Annotated in this window: 19 protein-coding genes; 14 read left to right on the top strand and 5 right to left on the bottom strand. The window is 63.0% G+C overall.

The features are described from left to right. Positions 1–18: 18 nt before the first annotated feature. The 9 genes from GJV18_RS13765 to rpoS all read left to right on the top strand — a co-directional run bounded on the left by GJV18_RS13765 (position 19) and on the right by rpoS (position 8,065). A complete protein-coding gene (locus GJV18_RS13765; RefSeq protein WP_160346545.1) occupies positions 19–1,131 on the top strand; it encodes an S-(hydroxymethyl)glutathione dehydrogenase/class III alcohol dehydrogenase in 1,113 nt (370 codons plus the stop codon). A gap of 82 nt (positions 1,132–1,213) precedes the next feature. After that, positions 1,214–2,059 (top strand): S-formylglutathione hydrolase, encoded by an 846-nt coding sequence (gene fghA / locus GJV18_RS13760; protein WP_160346543.1) that lies wholly within the window; start codon positions 1,214–1,216, stop codon positions 2,057–2,059. Between the two features lie 89 nt (positions 2,060–2,148). Continuing rightward, positions 2,149–2,622 (top strand): 2-C-methyl-D-erythritol 2,4-cyclodiphosphate synthase, encoded by a 474-nt coding sequence (ispF, locus tag GJV18_RS13755; protein WP_160346541.1) that lies wholly within the window; start codon positions 2,149–2,151, stop codon positions 2,620–2,622. After that, the gene (gene truD, locus GJV18_RS13750) at positions 2,619–3,677 is read left to right on the top strand and encodes a tRNA pseudouridine(13) synthase TruD (protein ID WP_160346539.1); all 1,059 of its coding nucleotides are present in this window, start codon (positions 2,619–2,621) and stop codon (positions 3,675–3,677) included. The genes ispF and truD overlap by 4 nt, the downstream gene beginning before the upstream one ends. Then, positions 3,665–4,414 (top strand): 5'/3'-nucleotidase SurE, encoded by a 750-nt coding sequence (gene surE / locus GJV18_RS13745; protein WP_160346537.1) that lies wholly within the window; start codon positions 3,665–3,667, stop codon positions 4,412–4,414. Before truD ends, surE begins: the two co-directional genes overlap by 13 nt. 41 nt (positions 4,415–4,455) lie before the next feature. Further along, complete coding sequence (locus GJV18_RS13740; RefSeq protein ID WP_160346979.1) at positions 4,456–5,091, top strand: protein-L-isoaspartate(D-aspartate) O-methyltransferase; 636 nt, start codon at positions 4,456–4,458, stop codon at positions 5,089–5,091. Between the two features lie 23 nt (positions 5,092–5,114). Beyond that, entirely contained in the window at positions 5,115–6,053 is a 939-nt protein-coding gene (locus GJV18_RS13735) for a DUF368 domain-containing protein (RefSeq protein WP_160346535.1), read from the top strand. A gap of 95 nt (positions 6,054–6,148) precedes the next feature. Then, complete coding sequence (locus GJV18_RS13730; RefSeq protein ID WP_233280175.1) at positions 6,149–6,958, top strand: peptidoglycan DD-metalloendopeptidase family protein; 810 nt, start codon at positions 6,149–6,151, stop codon at positions 6,956–6,958. Between the two features lie 102 nt (positions 6,959–7,060). Continuing rightward, positions 7,061–8,065 (top strand): RNA polymerase sigma factor RpoS, encoded by a 1,005-nt coding sequence (gene rpoS, locus GJV18_RS13725; protein WP_160346531.1) that lies wholly within the window; start codon positions 7,061–7,063, stop codon positions 8,063–8,065. A 512-nt stretch (positions 8,066–8,577) separates the two neighbouring features. Here the strand turns inward: rpoS and fdxA are convergent. The 4 genes from fdxA to GJV18_RS13705 all read right to left on the bottom strand — a co-directional run bounded on the left by fdxA (position 8,578) and on the right by GJV18_RS13705 (position 13,564). Next, positions 8,578–8,901: a ferredoxin FdxA gene (gene fdxA, locus GJV18_RS13720; RefSeq protein WP_160346529.1), complete on the bottom strand. Its 324-nt coding sequence runs from the start codon at positions 8,899–8,901 to the stop codon at positions 8,578–8,580. A gap of 277 nt (positions 8,902–9,178) precedes the next feature. Then, a complete protein-coding gene (mutS, locus tag GJV18_RS13715) occupies positions 9,179–11,761 on the bottom strand; it encodes a DNA mismatch repair protein MutS (protein ID WP_160346527.1) in 2,583 nt (860 codons plus the stop codon). Between the two features lie 149 nt (positions 11,762–11,910). Further along, positions 11,911–12,423 carry a sterol desaturase family protein gene (locus GJV18_RS13710; protein WP_218572112.1) on the bottom strand — a complete coding sequence of 171 codons (513 nt, stop codon included), beginning with the start codon at positions 12,421–12,423 and terminating at the stop codon, positions 11,911–11,913. Positions 12,424–12,457: 34 nt separating this feature from the next. Then, positions 12,458–13,564: an AraC family transcriptional regulator gene (locus GJV18_RS13705; protein ID WP_160346525.1), complete on the bottom strand. Its 1,107-nt coding sequence runs from the start codon at positions 13,562–13,564 to the stop codon at positions 12,458–12,460. A gap of 166 nt (positions 13,565–13,730) precedes the next feature. On the opposite strand from GJV18_RS13705, the gene GJV18_RS13700 reads away from it, so the two are divergent. Then, positions 13,731–14,045, top strand: a complete 315-nt coding sequence (locus GJV18_RS13700; RefSeq protein WP_160346523.1) for a hypothetical protein — start codon at positions 13,731–13,733, stop codon at positions 14,043–14,045. A gap of 3 nt (positions 14,046–14,048) precedes the next feature. Here the strand turns inward: GJV18_RS13700 and GJV18_RS13695 are convergent, their stop codons facing one another. Further along, a complete protein-coding gene (locus tag GJV18_RS13695; RefSeq protein ID WP_160346521.1) occupies positions 14,049–14,390 on the bottom strand; it encodes a pilin assembly protein in 342 nt (113 codons plus the stop codon). Positions 14,391–14,529: 139 nt separating this feature from the next. On the opposite strand from GJV18_RS13695, the gene ppc reads away from it, so the two are divergent. From ppc to GJV18_RS13675, 4 genes are all read left to right on the top strand, one after another. Continuing rightward, positions 14,530–17,166: a phosphoenolpyruvate carboxylase gene (ppc, locus tag GJV18_RS13690; RefSeq protein ID WP_160346519.1), complete on the top strand. Its 2,637-nt coding sequence runs from the start codon at positions 14,530–14,532 to the stop codon at positions 17,164–17,166. A 248-nt stretch (positions 17,167–17,414) separates the two neighbouring features. After that, entirely contained in the window at positions 17,415–18,062 is a 648-nt protein-coding gene (gene adk / locus GJV18_RS13685) for an adenylate kinase (protein WP_160346517.1), read from the top strand. A gap of 80 nt (positions 18,063–18,142) precedes the next feature. Next, a complete protein-coding gene (gene tsaB / locus GJV18_RS13680; protein WP_160346515.1) occupies positions 18,143–18,823 on the top strand; it encodes a tRNA (adenosine(37)-N6)-threonylcarbamoyltransferase complex dimerization subunit type 1 TsaB in 681 nt (226 codons plus the stop codon). Between the two features lie 119 nt (positions 18,824–18,942). Further along, positions 18,943–19,284: a hypothetical protein gene (locus GJV18_RS13675; RefSeq protein WP_160346513.1), complete on the top strand. Its 342-nt coding sequence runs from the start codon at positions 18,943–18,945 to the stop codon at positions 19,282–19,284. The last annotated feature ends 3 nt before the right edge of the window (positions 19,285–19,287 follow it).

Below are 19,287 nucleotides of genomic sequence, written 5' to 3'. Positions count from 1 at the left end.
ATCCGCTGGAGAGCGATCATGATCAAGTCCCGTGCCGCCGTAGCCTTTGCCCCCAATCAGCCGCTGCAGATCGTCGAAGTCGATGTGGCGCCGCCCAAGGCCGGCGAGGTACTGGTGCGCATTGTGGCCACCGGGGTGTGCCACACCGATGCCTACACCCTGTCTGGCGAGGACAGCGAAGGCGTCTTCCCCTGCATCCTCGGCCATGAGGGGGGCGGTATCGTCGAGGCGGTGGGTGAGGGGGTCACCTCCCTGGCGGTGGGCGATCATGTGATCCCGCTCTATACCGCCGAATGCCGTACCTGCAAGTTCTGCACCTCCGGCAAGACCAACCTGTGCCAGGCGGTGCGTGCCACCCAGGGCAAGGGCCTGATGCCTGATGGCACCAGCCGTTTCAGCTACAACGGCGAGCCGATCTACCACTATATGGGCTGCTCGACCTTCTCCGAGTACACCGTGCTGCCGGAGATTTCCCTGGCCAAGATTCCTAAGGAGGCGCCGCTGGAGAAGGTCTGTCTGCTCGGCTGTGGCGTCACCACCGGTATCGGTGCGGTGCTCAATACCGCCAAGGTCGAGGAGGGCACGACTGTGGCCATCTTCGGCCTGGGCGGCATCGGTCTGGCGGCGATTATCGGCGCCAAGATGGCCAAAGCCGGGCGCATCATCGCCATCGATATCAACCCGGCCAAGTTCGCCATCGCCCGTGAGCTGGGCGCCACCGACTGCGTCAACCCCAAGGACTTCGCCAAACCAATCCAGGAGGTCATCGTCGAAATGACCGACGGTGGGGTGGATTACTCCTTCGAATGCGTCGGCAATGTGCAGCTGATGCGTGCGGCGCTGGAGTGCTGCCACAAGGGCTGGGGCGAATCGACCATTATCGGTGTGGCACCGGCCGGTGCGGAAATCAGCACCCGGCCGTTCCAGCTGGTCACCGGGCGGGTCTGGCGCGGCAGTGCCTTCGGTGGGGTCAAGGGCCGTACCGAGCTGCCCAGCTATGTGGAGAAGGCGCAAAAGGGTGAGATCCCTCTGGATACCTTTATTACCCACAACCTGCCGCTGGACGAGATCAACACCGCCTTTGACCTGATGCACGAAGGCAAGAGCATCCGTACCGTTATCCATTTCTGATAGCTGCACACCGGCAGTTCGTAGGGTGCGCCGTGCGCACCGCAAACCCCTGGTGCGCATGGCGCACCCTACGGAGATTGGCATGACCCTGGAAATTGTCTCCAGCAACAAGAGCTTTGGCGGCTGGCACAAGCGCTATCGCCACCGCTCCAGCACACTCAACTGCGCGATGCAGTTCGCCGTCTACCTGCCGCCCCAGGCCGAGCAGGGCGCGAAGCTGCCGGTGCTGTACTGGCTGAGCGGCCTGACCTGCACCGACGAGAACTTTATGCACAAGGCCGGAGCGCACAGGCTGGCGGCCGAGCTGGGGCTGGTTATCGTCGCGCCGGATACCAGCCCGCGCGGCGAGGGGGTGCCGGATGACCCGGACGGTGCCTGGGATTTTGGCCTGGGCGCGGGGTTTTACCTCAACGCCACCCAGGAGCCCTGGGCGCGGCATTACCGCATGCACGACTATGTGGTGCAGGAATTGCCGGACCTGATCGAGGCCCACTTCCCGGTATCCGAGCGGCGCGGTATCAGCGGTCATTCCATGGGTGGGCATGGGGCGCTGGTGTGCGCCCTGCGTAACCCCGGGCGCTATCAGTCGCTGTCGGCTTTTGCGCCGATCAGCAATCCGCTGAACTGTCCCTGGGGCGAGAAGGCCTTCTCCCGCTATCTGGGCGACGACCGCGCCCGCTGGCGTGAATGGGATGCCTGCGCGCTGCTGGCCGAGGCGACGGAACGTTTGCCGATTCTGGTCGATCAGGGCGATCGCGACGACTTTCTGCCCACCCAGCTTAAAGCCGAGGCATTGCAGGCAGCGGCCGAGGCGGCGAACCATCCGCTGACCCTGCGTCTGCAGCCGGGCTACGACCACAGCTACTACTTTATCGCCAGCTTTATCGATGACCACCTGCGGCATCATGCCAAGGCGCTGCTGGTCTGATCGGGCGACGATGAACGCCGTTTGGTTCGCCAGCAACGCGGCTCCTGCATGTAGAATCACGCCCTGACTTTTTCAGGGCGTTGTTTTATATGCGTATTGGCCATGGTTATGACGTACACCGCTTCGGTGAGGGCGATTTCATCACCCTGGGCGGCGTGCAGATTCCCCACAAGTTCGGCCTGCTGGCCCATTCCGATGGTGACGTGCTGCTGCATGCCCTGAGCGATGCCCTGCTCGGTGCCGCGGCGCTGGGCGATATCGGCAAGCATTTTCCCGACACCGACCCGACTTTCAAGGGCGCCGACAGCCGCGTGCTGCTGCGTCATGTACTGGATCTGGTGCACGCCAAGGGTTGGGCGGTGGGCAATGTCGACGCCACCATCGTCGCCCAGGCACCGAAAATGGCGCCGCATATCGAGACCATGCGCACGCGGATTGCCGAGGACCTGCAGGTAGGTCTGTATCAGGTCAACGTCAAGGCCACCACCACCGAGAAGCTCGGTTTTACCGGGCGTGAAGAAGGCATTGCCGTGCACGCCGTTGCGTTGTTGGTTGCCCGATGAGCGAACTCGAATTGCTCGGCCCGCGCGCCTATGGCGAACCCTGTGGTACGGCGGTGCTCAAGGCCGTGGCGGAAGATTTCCAGGTCGACGAGGTGCTGGATATCGCCTTGAGCGGTGAGGGTGAACACCTCTGGCTATGGGTAGAAAAGCGCGAGCTGAATACCGAGGAGGCGGCCAAGCGCATCGCCCGCGCCGCCGGTGTGCCGCTGAAGCTGATCAGCTATGCCGGCCTCAAGGATCGTCAGGCCCTGACCCGTCAGTGGTTCAGCCTGCACCTGCCGGGCAAGCTTGATCCCGATCTGAGCGCGGCCGAGGATGGCGGTCTGCGCATCCTCAAACAGCTGCGCCATAGCCGTAAACTGCAGCGCGGCGCCCATGCCGCCAACGGCTTTACCCTGCGCCTGACTCAGCTGGCTGCCGATCGCGAGGCACTGGATAAGCGCCTGACGCAAATCGCTGCCCAGGGCGTTCCCAACTATTACGGCCTGCAGCGCTTTGGCTTCGAAGGCGGCAACCTGGCCCATGCCCGCCATTGCGCGGCGAACCAGAGTCTGCCGGACAAGCGCAATCTGCGTTCGCGGCTGCTTTCGGCAGCGCGCAGTTACCTGTTCAATCGGGTGCTGGCCGAGCGGGTCGCCGCCGGTACCTGGAATCAGGCGCTGCCCGGTGATCTGCTGGCCTTTACCGACAGTCGCAGCTTCTTCCCCGCCGGCGAGGCGGAGTGCAGCGATCCGCGCCTGGCGATTCTCGATCTGCATCCCACCGGCCCGCTGTGGGGCGCTGGCGCCTCTACGGCAGCTGGTGTAGCGCAGGCGCTGGAGCAGGATCTGGCCGGGCGCGAAAGCGTCCTGGCCGATTGGTTGACAGAAGCGGGCATGACGCACGAACGGCGCATCCTGCGCCTCCCCATTGGCGGCCTGTCGTGGCATTATCCCGAGCCTGACATTCTGCAACTGGAATTCGTCCTGCCGGCTGGATGCTTTGCCACCGTCTTGGTGCGTGAACTGGTCGACCTATTGCCTGCAGGGCAGACGGACAACCCATGCGTATTCTGATTTCCAATGACGACGGCGTGGCCGCACCTGGCCTGGCCGCGCTGCATGATGCACTGAGCGATTATGCCGAGTGCACGGTGATCGCCCCCGATCAGGACAAGAGTGGTGCCAGCAGTTCGCTGACCCTCGACCGTCCGCTGCATCCCAATACCTTGCCCAATGGCTTTATCAGCCTGAACGGTACACCCACCGATTGCGTGCATCTGGGCCTCAATGGTCTGTTACCGCAGGTGGCGGATCTGGTGGTGTCGGGCATCAACCTGGGCGCCAATCTGGGCGATGACGTGCTCTATTCCGGCACAGTCGCTGCGGCTCTGGAGGGGCGCTTCCTGGCCCGCCCTGCCTTTGCCTTCTCGTTGCTGTCGCGCCTGCCGGACAACCTGCCGACTGCCGCCTATTTTGCCCGCAAGCTGGTGGAGGCCCATGAAAGCCTCGATCTGCCGCCGCGCACCGTGCTCAACGTGAATATCCCCAACCTGCCGCTGGAGCATATCCGCGGTATTCAGCTCACGCGCCTGGGCCATCGCGCTCGCGCCGCCGCGCCGGTCAAGGTGGTCAACCCGCGCGGTAAAGAGGGTTACTGGATTTCGGTGGCCGGAGATGCCGAAGATGGCGGCCCCGGCACGGATTTCCATGCGGTGATGCAGGGCTATGTCTCGGTCACCCCGTTGCAGCTGGATCGCACTTTCCAGGAAGGCCTGAACCGCCTGCAGCCCTGGCTGGAGGCTTTGTTGTGATGCGCCGCGAGCAGGACGAACTGCACCATCGGGGCATCGGCATGACCTCCCAGCGTACTCGCGAGCGTCTGATTCAGCGCCTGTACGAAGAGGGCCTGTCCAATGCCCATGTGCTGGAGACCATTCGTCGTACCCCGCGCCATCTGTTTGTCGATGAGGCCCTGGCCCATCGTGCCTATGAAGACACCGCGCTGCCCATCGGCAACAACCAGACCATCTCCCAGCCCTATATGGTCGCGCGTATGAGCGAGCTGCTGCTGGCCGCCGGCCCCTTGGACAAGGTGCTGGAAATCGGCACCGGTTCGGGCTACCAGACCGCGATTCTGGCCCAGCTGGTGGAGCGGGTCTTTACCGTGGAGCGTATCCAGAGCCTGCAGGACAAGGCCAAGGAACGCCTGGCTCAGCTCAATCTGCGCAATGTGGTGTTCCGCTGGGGCGATGGCTGGGAGGGCTGGAATGCCCTGGGCCCCTACAACGGCATTATCGTCACCGCCGCTGCCGCCGAAGTGCCCCAGGCGCTGCTGGAGCAGCTTGCACCCGGTGGTCGTCTGGTGATTCCGGTCGGCGCGGGTGCGGTTCAGGAGTTGCTGCTGATCGTGCGCGAGGAGGACGGTTTCTCCCGCCAGGTCCTCGACGCTGTGCGTTTTGTGCCTTTGCTCAACGGCCCCCTGGCCTGATTTCAGTTGATATGGATGGAACCATGAAGAAGTACTTCCTGCTCTATGGCAAAGGTCTGGCCATGGGGGCGGCCGATGTGGTGCCCGGCGTTTCCGGCGGCACTGTAGCTTTTATCACCGGTATCTATGACGAACTGCTGCGCTCCATCGCCAGCATTCCGGCAGCGGCTCTGATGCTGTTGCGCGGACGTATTGTCGATGCCTGGCGGGCGGCCAACGCCACCTTTCTGCTGGTGCTGCTGCTGGGTATCCTCACCAGCGTGCTCAGCCTGGCGCGGCTGATCACCTACCTGTTAGCCGAGCAACCGATACCGGTCTGGTCGTTCTTCTTCGGCCTGATTCTGGTGTCCTCCCATTTGGTGGGGCGGGAGATTCAGCGCTGGAACTGGAGCCGGTGCCTGAGCTTTATCCTCGGTGCCGGTTTCGCCTACTGGATTACCGTGGCCTCACCGGTGCAACTGGGCAGCGATCCGCTGAGCCTGTTTCTAGCCGGTGCCATCGCCATTTGCGCCATGATCCTGCCGGGCATTTCCGGCAGTTTTATCCTGGTGCTGCTGGGGTTGTATGCCGTGGTGCTGGGGGCGGTGAAAAGTCTGGATGTGTTGCTTCTGGCGGTCTTTGCCAGTGGCTGCCTGGTCGGTCTGATCTGCTTTGCCAGCCTGTTGCGCTGGCTGCTGGTGCGCTGGCGCGATCTGAGTCTGGCCTTTCTTACCGGTTTGATGCTGGGTTCGCTGAACAAGATCTGGCCCTGGAAGGAGACCCTGACCTGGCGCACCGATCGCCATGGCGAGCAGTTGCCCATGTTGCAGGCTAACCTGCTGCCAGGACGTTTTGCCGAAGTCAGCGGCCAGGATCCGCAGTTGCTGCTGGCCATCGCGCTGGCCCTGGGGGGCATTGTTCTGGTGCTGGGGCTGCAATGGCTGGCCGCACGTCACCAGTCCGATACCGATGGCGTACAGTAATTGCGGCAAAATCGTGGTCTTATCGCCAGAGTAGGGAGAGACGGGTGAGTTCTCGGGGGATGCAAATGGGCAGAGGCCCAAGCAAGATTGCTGCGATGCGGGTTGCACTGCTGTGCATGGCCGTATTGGCCGGCTGCGCCAGTCCGCCTCCCGGTGGTGTGCAGGTGGTTGATCGCAGTGGTAATCGTCCGATCGCGAGCGTTGCCCAGTCACGTCAGCCGGTGACCTCCGGGCAGTATGTGGTGCGCCGCGGCGATACCCTGTATTCCATCGCCTTTCGTTTCGGCTGGGACTGGAAAGCCCTGGCTGCGCGCAATGGTATCGTCGAGCCCTATCTGATTCGGGTGGGGCAGGTCATTCGCTTCGACGGCCAGCCACCGGCCCGTTCCACCCAGGTCGCCAAAGCGCCTGTGGTGATCCCGGCCCCTGCGCCAAGACCCAGTCAGCCGGTTCAGCCGGCAACCAAACAAGCACAGCCCGCGCCGAGTAAAACGCTGCCTGTCAGCACGCCCAAGACACCGGTAGAGCGTTCAGCCAGTGGCTGGAGATGGCCTGCGCAAGGCACGGTCATCAGTCGATTTTCCTCAAACGGTAGTTTGAATAAAGGCATTGATATCGCCGGTGAATTGGGCCAGCCTGTTTCTGCTGCGTCTGATGGGTCGGTGGTGTACGCCGGGAGTGGTTTGCGGGGCTACGGCGAGTTGCTGATCATCAAGCATAGCGATACCTATGTAAGCGCCTACGGACATAACCGCAGGTTGTTGGTGCAGGAGGGGCAAAAGGTCAAGGCCGGGCAAACCATTGCCGAGATGGGCTCCACGGGTACTGATCGGGTGAAGCTGCACTTTGAGATTCGCCGTCAGGGGAAACCCGTAGACCCGCTGCAATACCTGCCGCGCCGTTGACCCTTGCATAGCCTGTTCCTTCACATAGGGGGACGGGCTCGGTGTTGCCAGGGAATCGGTCACGCTTGAGCTTGCTGTCGAACTCAGCAAGGAATAACAACAATGGCTCTCACTAAAAAAGAAGCGCCGGAGTTTGACGTCGACGATGAAGTGCTCCTGATGGAGCCGGGTATCATTTTTGACGAAGACTCAAGCGATGAAGCGCCTGCTTCTCGCACTAAGACCAAGACCGCGAGTAGCAGCACCAAGCAGCACAAATACATCGATTACACCCGGGCGCTGGATGCCACGCAGCTGTACCTCAACGAAATCGGTTTCTCCCCCCTCCTGACCCCCGAAGAAGAAGTGCATTTTGCCCGTCTGGCGCAAAAGGGCGATCCTGCGGGCCGTAAACGCATGATCGAAAGCAACCTGCGCCTGGTGGTGAAGATTGCTCGTCGTTACGTCAATCGTGGCCTCTCTCTGCTGGACCTGATTGAAGAGGGCAATCTGGGCCTGATCCGCGCGGTGGAGAAGTTCGACCCCGAGCGCGGTTTCCGCTTCTCGACTTATGCCACCTGGTGGATTCGGCAGACCATCGAGCGGGCGATCATGAATCAGACCCGTACCATTCGTCTGCCCATCCATGTGGTCAAGGAGCTCAATGTCTATCTGCGGGCGGCCCGTGAGCTGACCCAGAAGCTGGACCATGAACCGTCCGCCGAAGAGATCGCCAACCTGCTGGAAAAACCCGTGGGCGAGGTCAAGCGCATGCTCGGTCTGAACGAGCGTGTGTCCTCGGTGGATGTTTCCCTGGGCAAGGATTCGGACAAGACCCTGCTCGACACCCTGACCGATGATCGACCCACCGATCCCTGTGAGTTGCTGCAGGACGACGATCTGTCCCAGAGCATTGACCAGTGGCTGGGGGAACTCACCGACAAGCAGCGTGAGGTGGTGATTCGCCGTTTTGGCCTGCGCGGCCACGAAAGCTGCACCCTGGAAGAGGTAGGCCAGGAAATCGGCCTGACCCGCGAGCGGGTTCGGCAGATTCAGGTGGAAGCGCTTAAGCGCCTGCGCGAGATACTGGAAAGTAACGGGCTGTCCAGCGACTCACTGTTCCAGTGAGGTCCATACACCTATGGAAACCCGGCTTTGGCCGGGTTTTTTATTCTTTGCCGGATAGGGCTGACAGTTTCGGCAGGGGGCGATGGCAAAAGGGCTCTCGGCCGTTTTCGATGCGCACTATGTAAGTCATTGCTTACATGATGCGTAAGCCGATGCTGGGTCGGCCGGCCAGAATACATCTATTTTGGGTTCTTAAATTTTGTATCTATTTGATATTTAAGGGTTTTAATTTTTATCTTGAGTGGCTGGAGTGGTGTCTGAAGGCAGAATGCCAGCCTTGAGCTTGGGCTTTGGCGCGCTAGTATTGCACCTGTGTTTAGGGAAAAGCACAGATTGCCAGGACGGCAATCAGGAACCTCGCAGGATGCGAGTCATCAGGATGATGAGCAGGAAATAGAGGGATTAGGGACAAAAGAGTGGGCGGCGCAAGCCGCCCCTTTTTTTTGCCTGCAATTTGCCTGCGCCCATAAAAAGACCCGCACTGTGCGGGTCTTGGTCGTACAGCCTGGCGCTTACCGCTCCAGATACTGCAGCTTGTCCTTCACCCCATCCCACTCTTCGGCGTCCGGCAGGGCTTCTTTCTTCTCGGTGATGTTCGGCCAGATTTCCGCCAGGTCGGCGTTCAGCTCGATATATTCCTGCTGATCTTCCGGCACCTCGTCTTCGGAGAAGATGGCCTGGGCCGGGCACTCGGGCTCGCACAGGGCGCAGTCGATGCACTCGTCCGGGTGGATCACCAGGAAGTTCGGGCCTTCGTAGAAGCAGTCAACCGGGCAGACTTCTACGCAGTCGGTGTATTTGCATTTGACGCAGTTGTCGGTAACGACGAAGGTCATGTCTGATTCTCTCCTCGGGGCCAGTCTTCCCGTTCTATGCGGGCTTGAGCAAGCAGGGTAATGGTCACGGCTCAGGCTTTAACAGGCTGTTGAAAAGCTACCTGCGTAGGCAATCCAGCGTTAAAAGTGGCCTCAAAATGCTCATGTACAACTCGTACACTCCGCTTTTTCGGCCCCTTTTGCCTTGTCTTGCCTGCCTCGCCTACGTTTTCAACGGTCTGTTAAGCCGGGCAGTCATAAAAATGCGCGCGATTCTAACAGTTTGTTCGCGGCTGCGTTAGAAGCGTGTCTTCCATGTATATAACAGTTCCAGCGCTTTGCGCGGAGTCAGATCATCCGGGTTGATCTTGTGCAATTCCTCCAGCAAGGGATGCGGCAGGCTGGCGAACAGGTCGCTCTGTAACGGCGCCGGGGTCTGGCCATTGCTCGCGGCCTGCGGCAGGTCGTGGGGCAGGCTGGTGGTTTCCAGGCGCGCCAGGTGTTCGCGGGCACGCAGGATGACCTGACTGGGCACGCCGGCCAGTTGCGCCACGGCCAGGCCGTAGCTCTGGCTTGCGGGGCCGGGCAGGACATGGTGAAGGAAGACGATGCGCTCGTTGTGCTCGGTGGCGTTGAGGTGCACGTTGGCCACCCGCGGCTGGCTTTCCGGCAAGACCGTCAGCTCGAAATAGTGGGTGGCGAACAGGGTCCAGGCGCGCAGGCTGGCCAGTTGTTCGGCGGCGGCCCAGGCCAGGGACAGGCCGTCGAAGGTGCTGGTGCCGCGACCCACTTCGTCCATCAGCACCAGGCTGCGCTCGCTGGCGTTGTGCAGGATATTGGCGGTTTCGCTCATCTCCACCATAAAGGTCGAGCGGCCGCCGGCCAGGTCATCACTGGAGCCGATGCGGGTAAAGATGCGATCCACCAGGGACAGTTCACAGGCAGCGGCCGGCACATAGCTGCCGATATGGGCCAGCAGCACGATCAGCGCGGTCTGGCGCATATAGGTGGATTTACCGCCCATGTTCGGCCCGGTGATGATCAGCATACGCTGGTCATCGTCCAGGCTCAGGTCGTTGGCCACAAAGGGCGTGCTCAGCACCTGCTCGACCACCGGGTGGCGGCCCTGCTCGATGCGCATGCAGGGCTCGTCGACAAAGCGTGGGCGATTGAAGTCCAGGTTCAGCGCGCGTTCAGCCAGGTTGCTCAGCACGTCCAGCTCGGCCAGGGCCGCGGCGCTGTCCTGCAGTGGTCCCAGGTGGCCGATCAGGTGTTCCAGCAGTTCCTCGTAGAGCATCTTCTCGCGGGCCAGGGCGCGGCTCTTGGCCGACAGCGCCTTGTCCTCGAACTCTTTCAGCTCTGGGGTGATAAAGCGTTCAGCACCTTTGAGCGTCTGGCGGCGGATATAGTCGGCGGGGGCCGACTCGGCCTGCTTGCTGGGCAGCTCGATAAAGTAGCCGTGCACCCGGTTGTAGCCGACCTTGAGGTTGGCCAGGCCGGTGCGGGCTTTTTCTCTTGCCTCTAGATCAATCAGGAACTGGCCGGCGTTCTCGCTCATGGCCTGCAGTTCGTCCAGCTCGGCGTCATAGCCGGTCTTCAGCACGCCACCGTCGCGGATCACCGCCGGCGGGTTGTCGATAATGGCCCGGGCCAGCAGTTCGGCCAGCTCCGGGTAGGTGCTGACGCTGGCGGCCAGGGCGCCCAGGTGCGGCGCCTCCAGATTGGTCATGGCCATCTGCAGTTCAGGCAGGGCGGCCAGGGCATCGCGCAGGCGTGCCAGGTCGCGCGGGCGGGCATTACGCAGGCCGATACGGGCGAGGATGCGCTCCAGATCGCCGATTTCCTTGAGCAGCGGCTGCAGGGTCTCGAAGCGGTAGCGCTCCAGCAGGCAGGCAATCGACTCTTGGCGCGCTTCGAGAATACTGCGATCGCGTAATGGGCGATTTAGCCAGCGGCTGAGCAGGCGGCTGCCCATGGCGGTCTGGCAGCGGTCGACCACCGATTGCAGGGTGTTGTCGCGCCCGCCGGCCAGGTTGATATCCAGTTCCAGGTTGCGCCGGCTGGCGCCGTCGAGGATCACCGTGTCGTCCAGGCGCTCATGGCGCAGGCCGCGCAGGTGCGGCAGGGCAGTTCGCTGGGTTTCCTTGGCGTAGGCCAGCAGGCAGCCGGCAGAGCCGATGGCCAGGGTCAGGTTCTCGCAGCCGAAACCCTTGAGATCCTGGGTGCCAAACTGCTGGCAGAGACTCTTGAGCGCACTGTCGCGCTCGAAGTCCCAGGGCGCGCGGCGACGGGCCCCCCGGCGTTTTTCCGCCGGCAGATCCTGGGGCCAGTCGTCGGGGATCAGCAATTCTGCAGGGTTCAGGCGCTCCAGCTCGGCCAGCAGGTTCTCCCAGCCCTTGATTTCCATCACACTGAAACGGCCGCTGGTGATGTCCAGCACCGCCAGGCCGAACAGGCGCTCATCGCCCAGCACGGCCGCCAGCAGGTTGTCGCGGCGCTCATCGAGCAGTGCTTCGTCGCTCACCGTGCCGGGGGTGATGATACGCACCACCTGGCGCTCCACCGGGCCCTTGCTGATGGCCGGGTCGCCAATCTGTTCGCAGATCACCACCGACTCGCCGAGCTTGACCAGCTTGGCCAGATAGCCCTCCAGGGAATGGAAGGGGATGCCGCACATGGGGATGGCCTGGCCGGCGGACTGACCCCGGGCCGTCAGGGTGATATCCAGCAACTTGGCGGCTTTTTTCGCATCTTCGTAGAAGATTTCGTAGAAATCGCCCATGCGGTAGAACATCAGCTCGTTCGGATGCTGATTCTTCAGCTTCCAGTACTGCTGCATCATCGGGGTGTGTGCGGAGAGGTCTGCGGTCGATTTGCTCATCGGGGGCTGACAGGGGCTCGGCAATGCGGGGCCGCATCATGGCGGCCAGCCGCAGGGTGGGTTGGGGGTGCCGAGATGGCTGGAACGCCTGGGGCACCCGCGAAAGCCGGCAAGATTAACATGGCTGACGCGGGGCCGCAGTGCAGCTCTTAGCGGGCTGTCAGGCTGTCGTTGGCGGATTTTTTCAGGAAGTGTTCGCGGGTGCCGAACAGCCAGTCGCTCCAGGGTTTGGTTACACACCAGTTGGCATGGGGGTTGGGCCCCATATGGTGGTCGTAGTGCCAGGGCAGGTGCTGCATGGCCCACTGGGGTTGTTCGTGGGACTTCTTGTGGGTCAGGTAATAGTTGAGGGCGCAGTACCACAGGGTCAGGCACAGCCAGGGTGCCCAGAGCAGCAGCGGGCTGATCAGCAGGCTGGCGCCGATCAGGGCCCAGGCCTCCTTGCCCTGGGCATGCAGAGCCAGGGGCGAGCGCTGGTAGCTGGGGTCGTGGAAATTGTGGCGGCGGGCGTTGCGGTGGTGCTCATGGAAGTGAAAGCTCCAGAAGGTGCCACGTTTGCGCCCCAGGCCGTGCAGTACCCAGCGGTGGAACCACCATTCGGTGAAATTGCCCAGGGCCAGGCCCAGGGGGATGCAGATCAAGGCTTGCAGGTACCAGGGCATATGCGCTGCTCCTATCAGGGTCGGGGCCCCGACTTTACGGAGTCCCCCTGCGGGACTCTTGGCCCGGGTAACTCCTGTTGGTGCTGGCTGAAGACAAATTTGCCGTGCGCCTGCGGCGCCAGGCGCTGGGGGCGCAGGCCTGCCAGCGGCGAAAGGCCCGGGTGAAGGCGCTCTGGTCGGCGAAGCCGAGCAGGCAGGCGATTTCCATCAATGAGCGGGAGCTATGCCGCAGATGGGCCAGGGCCAGGTCATGACGTACCTCATCGAGCAACTGTTGCAGGCTCAGCCCTTCAGCTTGCAATCCCCGGCGCAGGCTGCGCAGGTTCAGTCCCAGTTGGGCGGCCAGGTGTTCGGCATCGCAGTCTGCATAGGGCAGGTTTTGCAGCAGCAGGCCACGTACCTGCTCGGCCAGACTGCTGCGCCTGCTCAGGTGGGCCTGGGCTTGACTGTGCATCAGCTGGTTAAGCAGCGGATCGGCCTGACGCAAGGGCATGCTCAGCAGCGTCTTGGGCAGCAGCAGGGCATTGCGCCCGGCGCCGCCGCGTACCGGACAGCCCAGTATGTCCTGGTAGTGTTGCGCGTCCTCGATCAGGCGGTGGCGAAACTCCACGCGCAGCTCGCTGAATGCATCGCTGTACGAGCTCAGCTGGCGGCCCAGGGCGAGCCAGCCACTGATGGCCATTTCCACCACCTGACGGGGCAACCAGGCCAGCTCGGGTGCTTGCCAGGTCAGGGCCAGTGTCTCGCCTTCATCCACTGATTCGATATGGCCAATGTCCCAGACCAGGGTCTCGAAACGCTGCAGGCGCTGGATAGCCTCGCCCAGGGTGGCGCAGCTGATGCAAATGTAGCCGAGCAGTTGAAAGGAACGTGGCTGCACCTGCTGAGCCAGGCGCAGGGCCAGCAGCGCATCAGCGCTTTGTTGCTCGGCCCGTAGCAGCAGGTCGAAGGCCTTGAACAGTGACAGGCGGTAGAGGGGTGAGCGCAACTGGGCCAGATCCAGGCCGACCTCTGCCAGCAGGCTGGGGATGTCCAGGCCCATCTGTGTGGCTGCGGGCAGTAGCGAATCGATATAACTGGCGGTCAGACCGGCAGGAGTGTGGGCCAGCTCAAGCAGGGCCGGGGACCAGGGCAGGCTCATGGGCAAACCTCTTGTGGGCGGTTACGCACACTTATAAGCAGGATTGCCGGTGGCGCTTGCCTAACTTTCGCTGGGCTGGCAGCGCGTTCTACCTGTCAGAGCGCCCCCGCTAAGCGGCAAAAGGGCATAGAATCGCGCAGCTTTCAGCCTGTGTGAGAACTCAACCATGCAAGACGTGAATCCCATTCCCCTGATTCTGACTGCCATCGCCACGGTCTGCGCCACGGTAGCCGCCCTGGGTTACTACGGTTACCTGCATTTTGCCAAGGAGGAGGACGCTCTGCTGCTGGCCGACTTCACCATGCTCAAGACGGTGCCCGGCGAGGACTACCGTATCTCCCTGAAACCGGCCGATCAGGTTGGCCAGTGCGTTGATGGCGTACTGGTACTGTTCGACCTGAAACAACGCGGGCTGACGGGCGTACTGGTGGACAACAAGAAGCGCGCCGTACGCTGCAATGCCGGTGAAACCGAGGAATAAGCCTCAGCTGGCCTGATCAAGCTGCTGACTCAGGCGCGCCAGATGCTGGCGCGACAGGGCCAGAAAGCGCGGGGTCAGGCCAATATCCTCATGGATAGGGTCGCCCTGCTCATCAAGGGCCACCACCTTGCTGCCTTTTACATAGGGCAGGCTGCTTTCCAGCTCCTCCAGGGCGGCGCCGATCAACTCGCCCAGCAGCTCCTCGATATGGTGCTTGGGGTACATCTCCTGCAACGCCGCCAACCGTGCAGCGGCTTCCAGCTCCAGGCGTATCTGGTAGGGCGTGGGGCTCAGGCGCCCCTTGCCATTGCGTTCCCAGTGCGGGATAAGCTCACGAATCTTCATGGCGACCTCCGTTGCGCCTGCTCTTCGATGCTTTAAGCCTAGCCCTTTGCGAGCACTCTGTCGGGTGGTGTCGCGCCCTTGTAAGAACTCGCCGCGCTGGGCACTCTAAGGGCATGGATGGACAGCGGAGGCATCGGACATGGCAGAGATAGACGCACGTTTGCGCGAGGATGTGCATGAGCTTGGCGAGCTGCTGGGGCATACCATCAGCAACCAGTTGGGCGCGGATTTTCTCGACAAGATCGAGCGTATCCGCAAAAGCGCCAAGGGTGCACGCCGGGGCTCCCGGGAGGGCGCTGAACAGCTCAGTGCCAGCCTCGATCAACTGGCTGACGACGAACTGCTGCCGGTGGCGCGGGCTTTCAATCAGTTTCTCAATCTGGCCAATATCGCCGAGCAGTACCACCGGGTGCGCCGCCGTGAGCCGCAGGAGGGCGAGCCCTTCGAGGCCTGTGTGCTGAGCGAGCTGCTCCAACGTCTGCTCGCCAGTGGGCACAAGGGGGAGGCCCTGGCCCGCCAGTTTGCCCGCCTGGATATCGAACTGGTGCTGACCGCCCACCCCACCGAGGTGGCGCGGCGTACCCTGATCCAGAAGTACGATGCCATCGCCGAACAGCTGGCCGCAGGCGATCACCGCGACCTGTTGCCGGCCGAGCGCGAGCAGATTCGTACCCGTCTGCAGCGCCTGATTGCCGAGGCCTGGCACACCGAGGAAATCCGTCGCAGTCGGCCCAGCCCGGTGGATGAAGCCAAGTGGGGCTTTGCGGTGATCGAGCATTCGCTCTGGCATGCCGTGCCCAGGGTGTTGCGCAAGGCCGACCAGGCCCTGCAGGCCGCCACCGGTATGCACCTGGCTTTGGATGCCGCGCCGATTCGTTTCGCCTCCTGGATGGGCGGCGACCGCGATGGCAACCCCAATGTCACCGCCGCCGTTACCCGCGAGGTGCTACTGCTGGCGCGCTGGATGGCGGCCGACCTGTACCTACGTGATATCGACCAGCTGGCCGCCGAGCTGTCCATGCAGCAGGCCAGCGCCGAGTTGCTGGCGCGGGTGGGGCCGAGCGCCGAGCCTTACCGGGCACTACTGAAACAGCTGCGTGAGCGCCTGCGCACCACCCGCAGCTGGGCCGAGGCCGCCCTGCACGAGCGCCTGGAGGCGCCCGCGATGGTGCTGCAGGACAACCGCGAGCTGATCGAGCCCCTGAGCCTGTGTTACCAGTCCCTGCATGAATGCGGCATGGGCGTGATCGCCGATGGCCCGCTGCTCGACTGCCTGCGCCGGGCCGCCACCTTCGGCCTGTTTCTGGTGCGCCTGGATGTGCGCCAGGATTCCAGCCGGCACGCCGCCGCCCTGAATGAAATCACCGATTACCTGGGCCTGGGGCGTTACGCTGAGTGGGATGAAGAGCGGCGCCAGCAGTTTCTGCTGACCGAGCTGGATAACCGCAGGCCGCTGTTGCCGGGTCATTTCAAGCCCAGCGCGGAAACCGAAGAAGTGCTGGCCACCTGCCGCGAAGTGGTGGCCGCGCCTGCGGCCTCCCTGGGTTCCTATGTGATCTCCATGGCGGGTGCTGCCTCCGATGTGCTGGCGGTGCAGTTGCTGCTCAAGGAGGCCGGCTTGCAGCGGCCCATGCGTGTGGTGCCGCTGTTCGAGACCCTGGCCGATCTGGACAACGCCGGCCCGGTGATCGAGCGTCTGCTGGGGCTGAACGGCTACCGCGCGCGCCTGCACGGGCCGCAGGAAGTGATGATCGGTTACTCCGACTCGGCCAAGGATGCCGGCACCACTGCAGCCGCCTGGGCCCAGTACCGTGCCCAGGAAACCCTGGTGCAGGTGTGTCGTGACAAGCAGGTCGAGCTGCTGTTGTTCCACGGTCGCGGCGGTACGGTTGGCCGTGGCGGCGGCCCGGCCCATGCGGCCATCCTCTCGCAGCCGCCGGGCTCGGTGGCGGGGCGCTTTCGCACCACCGAACAGGGCGAGATGATCCGCTTCAAGTTCGGCCTGCCGGATATCGCCGAGCAGAACCTCAATCTCTATCTGGCCGCCGTGCTGGAGGCCACCCTGTTGCCACCGCCGGCTCCGGAGCCGGCCTGGCGCGAGCTGATGGATCGTCTGGCCAGCGATGGCGTGGCGGCCTACCGCGCGGTGGTGCGTGAGCATCCGCAGTTCGTCGATTATTTCCGTCAGGCCACTCCAGAGCAGGAGCTGGGCCGCCTGCCGCTCGGCAGTCGCCCGGCCAAGCGCCGTGAGGGAGGGGTGGAAAGCCTGCGGGCCATTCCCTGGATCTTCGCCTGGACCCAGACCCGCCTGATGCTGCCGGCCTGGTTGGGCTGGGAACAGGCGCTGGATGCGGCCCTGCAGCGTGGTGAAGGCGAGCTGCTGGCGCAGATGCGTGAGCACTGGCCGTTTTTCCGTACCCGTATCGACATGCTGGAAATGGTCCTGGCCAAGGCCGACGGCAATATTGCCCAGTTGTATGACGAGCGCCTGGTGCAGGCGAGCCTGCGACCGTTGGGTGAGCACCTGCGCGGCCTATTGTCGCAGGCGGTGGCTTCGGTGCTCAGCTTGACCGGGCAGTCGCAACTGCTGGCCCATAGCCCGGAGACCCTGGAATTTATCAGTGTGCGCAATACCTATCTGGACCCTTTGCACCTGCTCCAGGCTGAATTGCTGGCCCGTGGCCGGCAGCGGGAAAATCAGACCGACAGCCCTCTGGAGCAGGCCTTGCTGGTCAGTGTGGCGGGGATCGCGGCGGGCCTGCGCAACACCGGGTAGTGCCCGGGAAAGCGTCCCGGCAGCGTTTTTCCATCGCCTGACAGGGCGTACCTGTGGCGCTTTGTCCAGTCTGCTTGGGACCTGGCTCTATCCGACTTTTGGTGGCTTGTGCGCCAGGGGTGCGCTGTGTATCTTGATCGACCTTTCGGCAGCCTGGCCCCCATTGGCACTGCTGCCTGAACAATTCTGAGATTGGCCCCACGAGGCGAGTCCGACGATTTTTATTCAAATCTTGAGGAGCACATCAGATGCGCGTGATTCTGCTGGGGGCGCCAGGTGCCGGTAAAGGTACTCAGGCTGGTTTCATCACCAAGAAATTTGGTATTCCGCAAATCTCCACTGGCGATATGCTGCGCGCCGCGGTCAAGGCTGGCACCGAACTGGGCCTGAAGGCCAAGAGCGTGATGGATGCCGGTGGTCTGGTGTCCGATGAGCTGATCATCAATCTGGTCAAGGAGCGCATTGCCCAGGCCGATTGCGCCAACGGCTTTCTGTTCGACGGTTTCCCGCGCACCATTCCCCAGGCCGAAGCCCTCAAGCAGGCCGGCGTGGCCATCGATCATGTGGTGGAAATCGCCGTAGACGACGAGGAAATCGTCGGCCGTATCGCCGGTCGTCGCGTGCATCCGGCTTCCGGTCGCGTCTATCACACCGAGCACAACCCGCCGAAAGTCGCCGGCAAGGACGACGAAACCGGTGAAGAGCTGATCCAGCGCGATGACGACAAGGAAGAAACCGTACGTCACCGTCTGTCGGTCTACCATTCGCAGACCAAGCCCCTGGTGGACTTCTACCAGAAGCTCGCAGCGGCCGACGGCACGCCGAAGTACAGCGCCATCGCCGGTGTCGGCTCGGTGGATGAAATCACCGCCAAGGTCCTGGCTGCCCTGAGCTGATCCTGCTGTCTGCGTTCAACGGCCCGCTTGCGGGCCGTTGGCGTTTATAATGCCCGCCTTTTTCTTGACCGGATGCCCCGATGACCACGCTGCTGGCCCTGGATACCGCCACCGAAGCCTGCTCGGTTGCCCTGCTGCATGACGGCAAGGTCACCAGCCACTATGAAGTGATCCCGCGTCTGCACGCCCAGCGCCTGCTGCCGATGATCAAGCAGTTGCTGGCCGAGTCCGGTGTGCCCCTGAGCGCGCTGGATGCCATCGCCTTCGGCCGTGGCCCGGGAGCCTTTACCGGGGTGCGTATCGCCATTGGCGTGGTGCAGGGCCTGGCCTTTGCCCTGGAACGCCCGGTGCTGCCGGTGTCCAACCTGGCCGTGTTGGCCCAGCGCAGTCTGCGCGAGCATGGCGCGCAGCAGGTGGCGGCGGCCATCGATGCACGGATGGATGAGGTCTACTGGGGTTGCTATCGCGCCGAACAGGACGAGATGCGCCTGCAGGGCCTGGAGGCCGTGTTGGCGCCGGAGCAGGCCTGTCTGCCGCGGGATGCCACGGGTGAGTGGTTTGGCGCCGGTACCGGTTGGGGCACCTTTGCCGCGCGTATTCCGCTGACAGTCAGCGCTCAGTCGCCAGCCATGCTGCCCCATGCCGAAGACCTGCTGAGCCTGGCCCGTTTCGCCTGGGGGCGTGGTGAAGGCGTGGCCGCCGATCAGGCCCAGCCGGTGTACCTGCGTGATCAGGTGGCCACACCCAAGGCGCCACAATAGATGCCTTTTGTCGCGTTGGCCGAGCACTGTCGTCAGGGGCGATTGCCAAGCGTGCGGCGCACGGCTAGATTGCCTGTACCTGCGTCCTTCAACCTTGCGTCATTGCCGAGCAGTATCTGATGCGTATCGACGGCTTCACGCCTGCCTATTTGCCTGATCGCAGCCCCCGGGGTGGGGCGGCGGTTACGCCGTTTCGCGAAGCCCAACGCGAGATTGAGGAGCGCCGTGAGCAACCAGCCAGCCCTGCCAGTACTCAGGGCCTGGAGCAGACGCCGCAGGTACGTACCGTGCAGGCCAGCTCCGCCAGCAGCGATAACCTGCCTGCACGCCCGCAGGACCAGCTCTACCAGCCGCAGCTGAACAACCGCGCCGCCCAGGCCATTGCCAGTTACAGCAGCACTGCGAGCTTTGCCGGTGAAGCCGACGCGCAGCAGGTGCTGGGGCTGGATCTTTACGCCTAAGCC

It is taken from the genome of Pseudomonas xionganensis, from assembly GCF_009763245.1.
Lineage (GTDB): Bacteria > Pseudomonadota > Gammaproteobacteria > Pseudomonadales > Pseudomonadaceae > Aquipseudomonas > Aquipseudomonas xionganensis.
The sequence above is the reverse complement of the archived record's forward strand: the minus strand, read 5'-3'. Positions and strand labels throughout refer to the sequence as shown.

Excerpts from the sequence above, each read along its gene's own strand:
- fghA (WP_160346543.1), top strand. The coding sequence starts at position 1,214 with ATGACCCTGGAAATTGTCTCCAGCAACAAGAGCTTTGGCGGCTGGCAC.
- GJV18_RS13675 (WP_160346513.1), top strand. The coding sequence starts at position 18,943 with ATGCGTATCGACGGCTTCACGCCTGCCTATTTGCCTGATCGCAGCCCC.
- GJV18_RS13695 (WP_160346521.1), bottom strand. The coding sequence starts at position 14,390 with ATGAAGATTCGTGAGCTTATCCCGCACTGGGAACGCAATGGCAAGGGG.
- tsaB (WP_160346515.1), top strand. The coding sequence starts at position 18,143 with ATGACCACGCTGCTGGCCCTGGATACCGCCACCGAAGCCTGCTCGGTT.
- ispF (WP_160346541.1), top strand. The coding sequence starts at position 2,149 with ATGCGTATTGGCCATGGTTATGACGTACACCGCTTCGGTGAGGGCGAT.
- GJV18_RS13735 (WP_160346535.1), top strand. The coding sequence starts at position 5,115 with ATGAAGAAGTACTTCCTGCTCTATGGCAAAGGTCTGGCCATGGGGGCG.
- GJV18_RS13740 (WP_160346979.1), top strand. The coding sequence starts at position 4,456 with ATGACCTCCCAGCGTACTCGCGAGCGTCTGATTCAGCGCCTGTACGAA.
- surE (WP_160346537.1), top strand. The coding sequence starts at position 3,665 with ATGCGTATTCTGATTTCCAATGACGACGGCGTGGCCGCACCTGGCCTG.
- GJV18_RS13730 (WP_233280175.1), top strand. The coding sequence starts at position 6,149 with ATGCGGGTTGCACTGCTGTGCATGGCCGTATTGGCCGGCTGCGCCAGT.
- truD (WP_160346539.1), top strand. The coding sequence starts at position 2,619 with ATGAGCGAACTCGAATTGCTCGGCCCGCGCGCCTATGGCGAACCCTGT.
- ppc (WP_160346519.1), top strand. The coding sequence starts at position 14,530 with ATGGCAGAGATAGACGCACGTTTGCGCGAGGATGTGCATGAGCTTGGC.
- GJV18_RS13700 (WP_160346523.1), top strand. The coding sequence starts at position 13,731 with ATGCAAGACGTGAATCCCATTCCCCTGATTCTGACTGCCATCGCCACG.
- GJV18_RS13765 (WP_160346545.1), top strand. The coding sequence starts at position 19 with ATGATCAAGTCCCGTGCCGCCGTAGCCTTTGCCCCCAATCAGCCGCTG.
- mutS (WP_160346527.1), bottom strand. The coding sequence starts at position 11,761 with ATGAGCAAATCGACCGCAGACCTCTCCGCACACACCCCGATGATGCAG.
- GJV18_RS13710 (WP_218572112.1), bottom strand. The coding sequence starts at position 12,423 with ATGCCCTGGTACCTGCAAGCCTTGATCTGCATCCCCCTGGGCCTGGCC.
- fdxA (WP_160346529.1), bottom strand. The coding sequence starts at position 8,901 with ATGACCTTCGTCGTTACCGACAACTGCGTCAAATGCAAATACACCGAC.
- adk (WP_160346517.1), top strand. The coding sequence starts at position 17,415 with ATGCGCGTGATTCTGCTGGGGGCGCCAGGTGCCGGTAAAGGTACTCAG.
- rpoS (WP_160346531.1), top strand. The coding sequence starts at position 7,061 with ATGGCTCTCACTAAAAAAGAAGCGCCGGAGTTTGACGTCGACGATGAA.
- GJV18_RS13705 (WP_160346525.1), bottom strand. The coding sequence starts at position 13,564 with ATGAGCCTGCCCTGGTCCCCGGCCCTGCTTGAGCTGGCCCACACTCCT.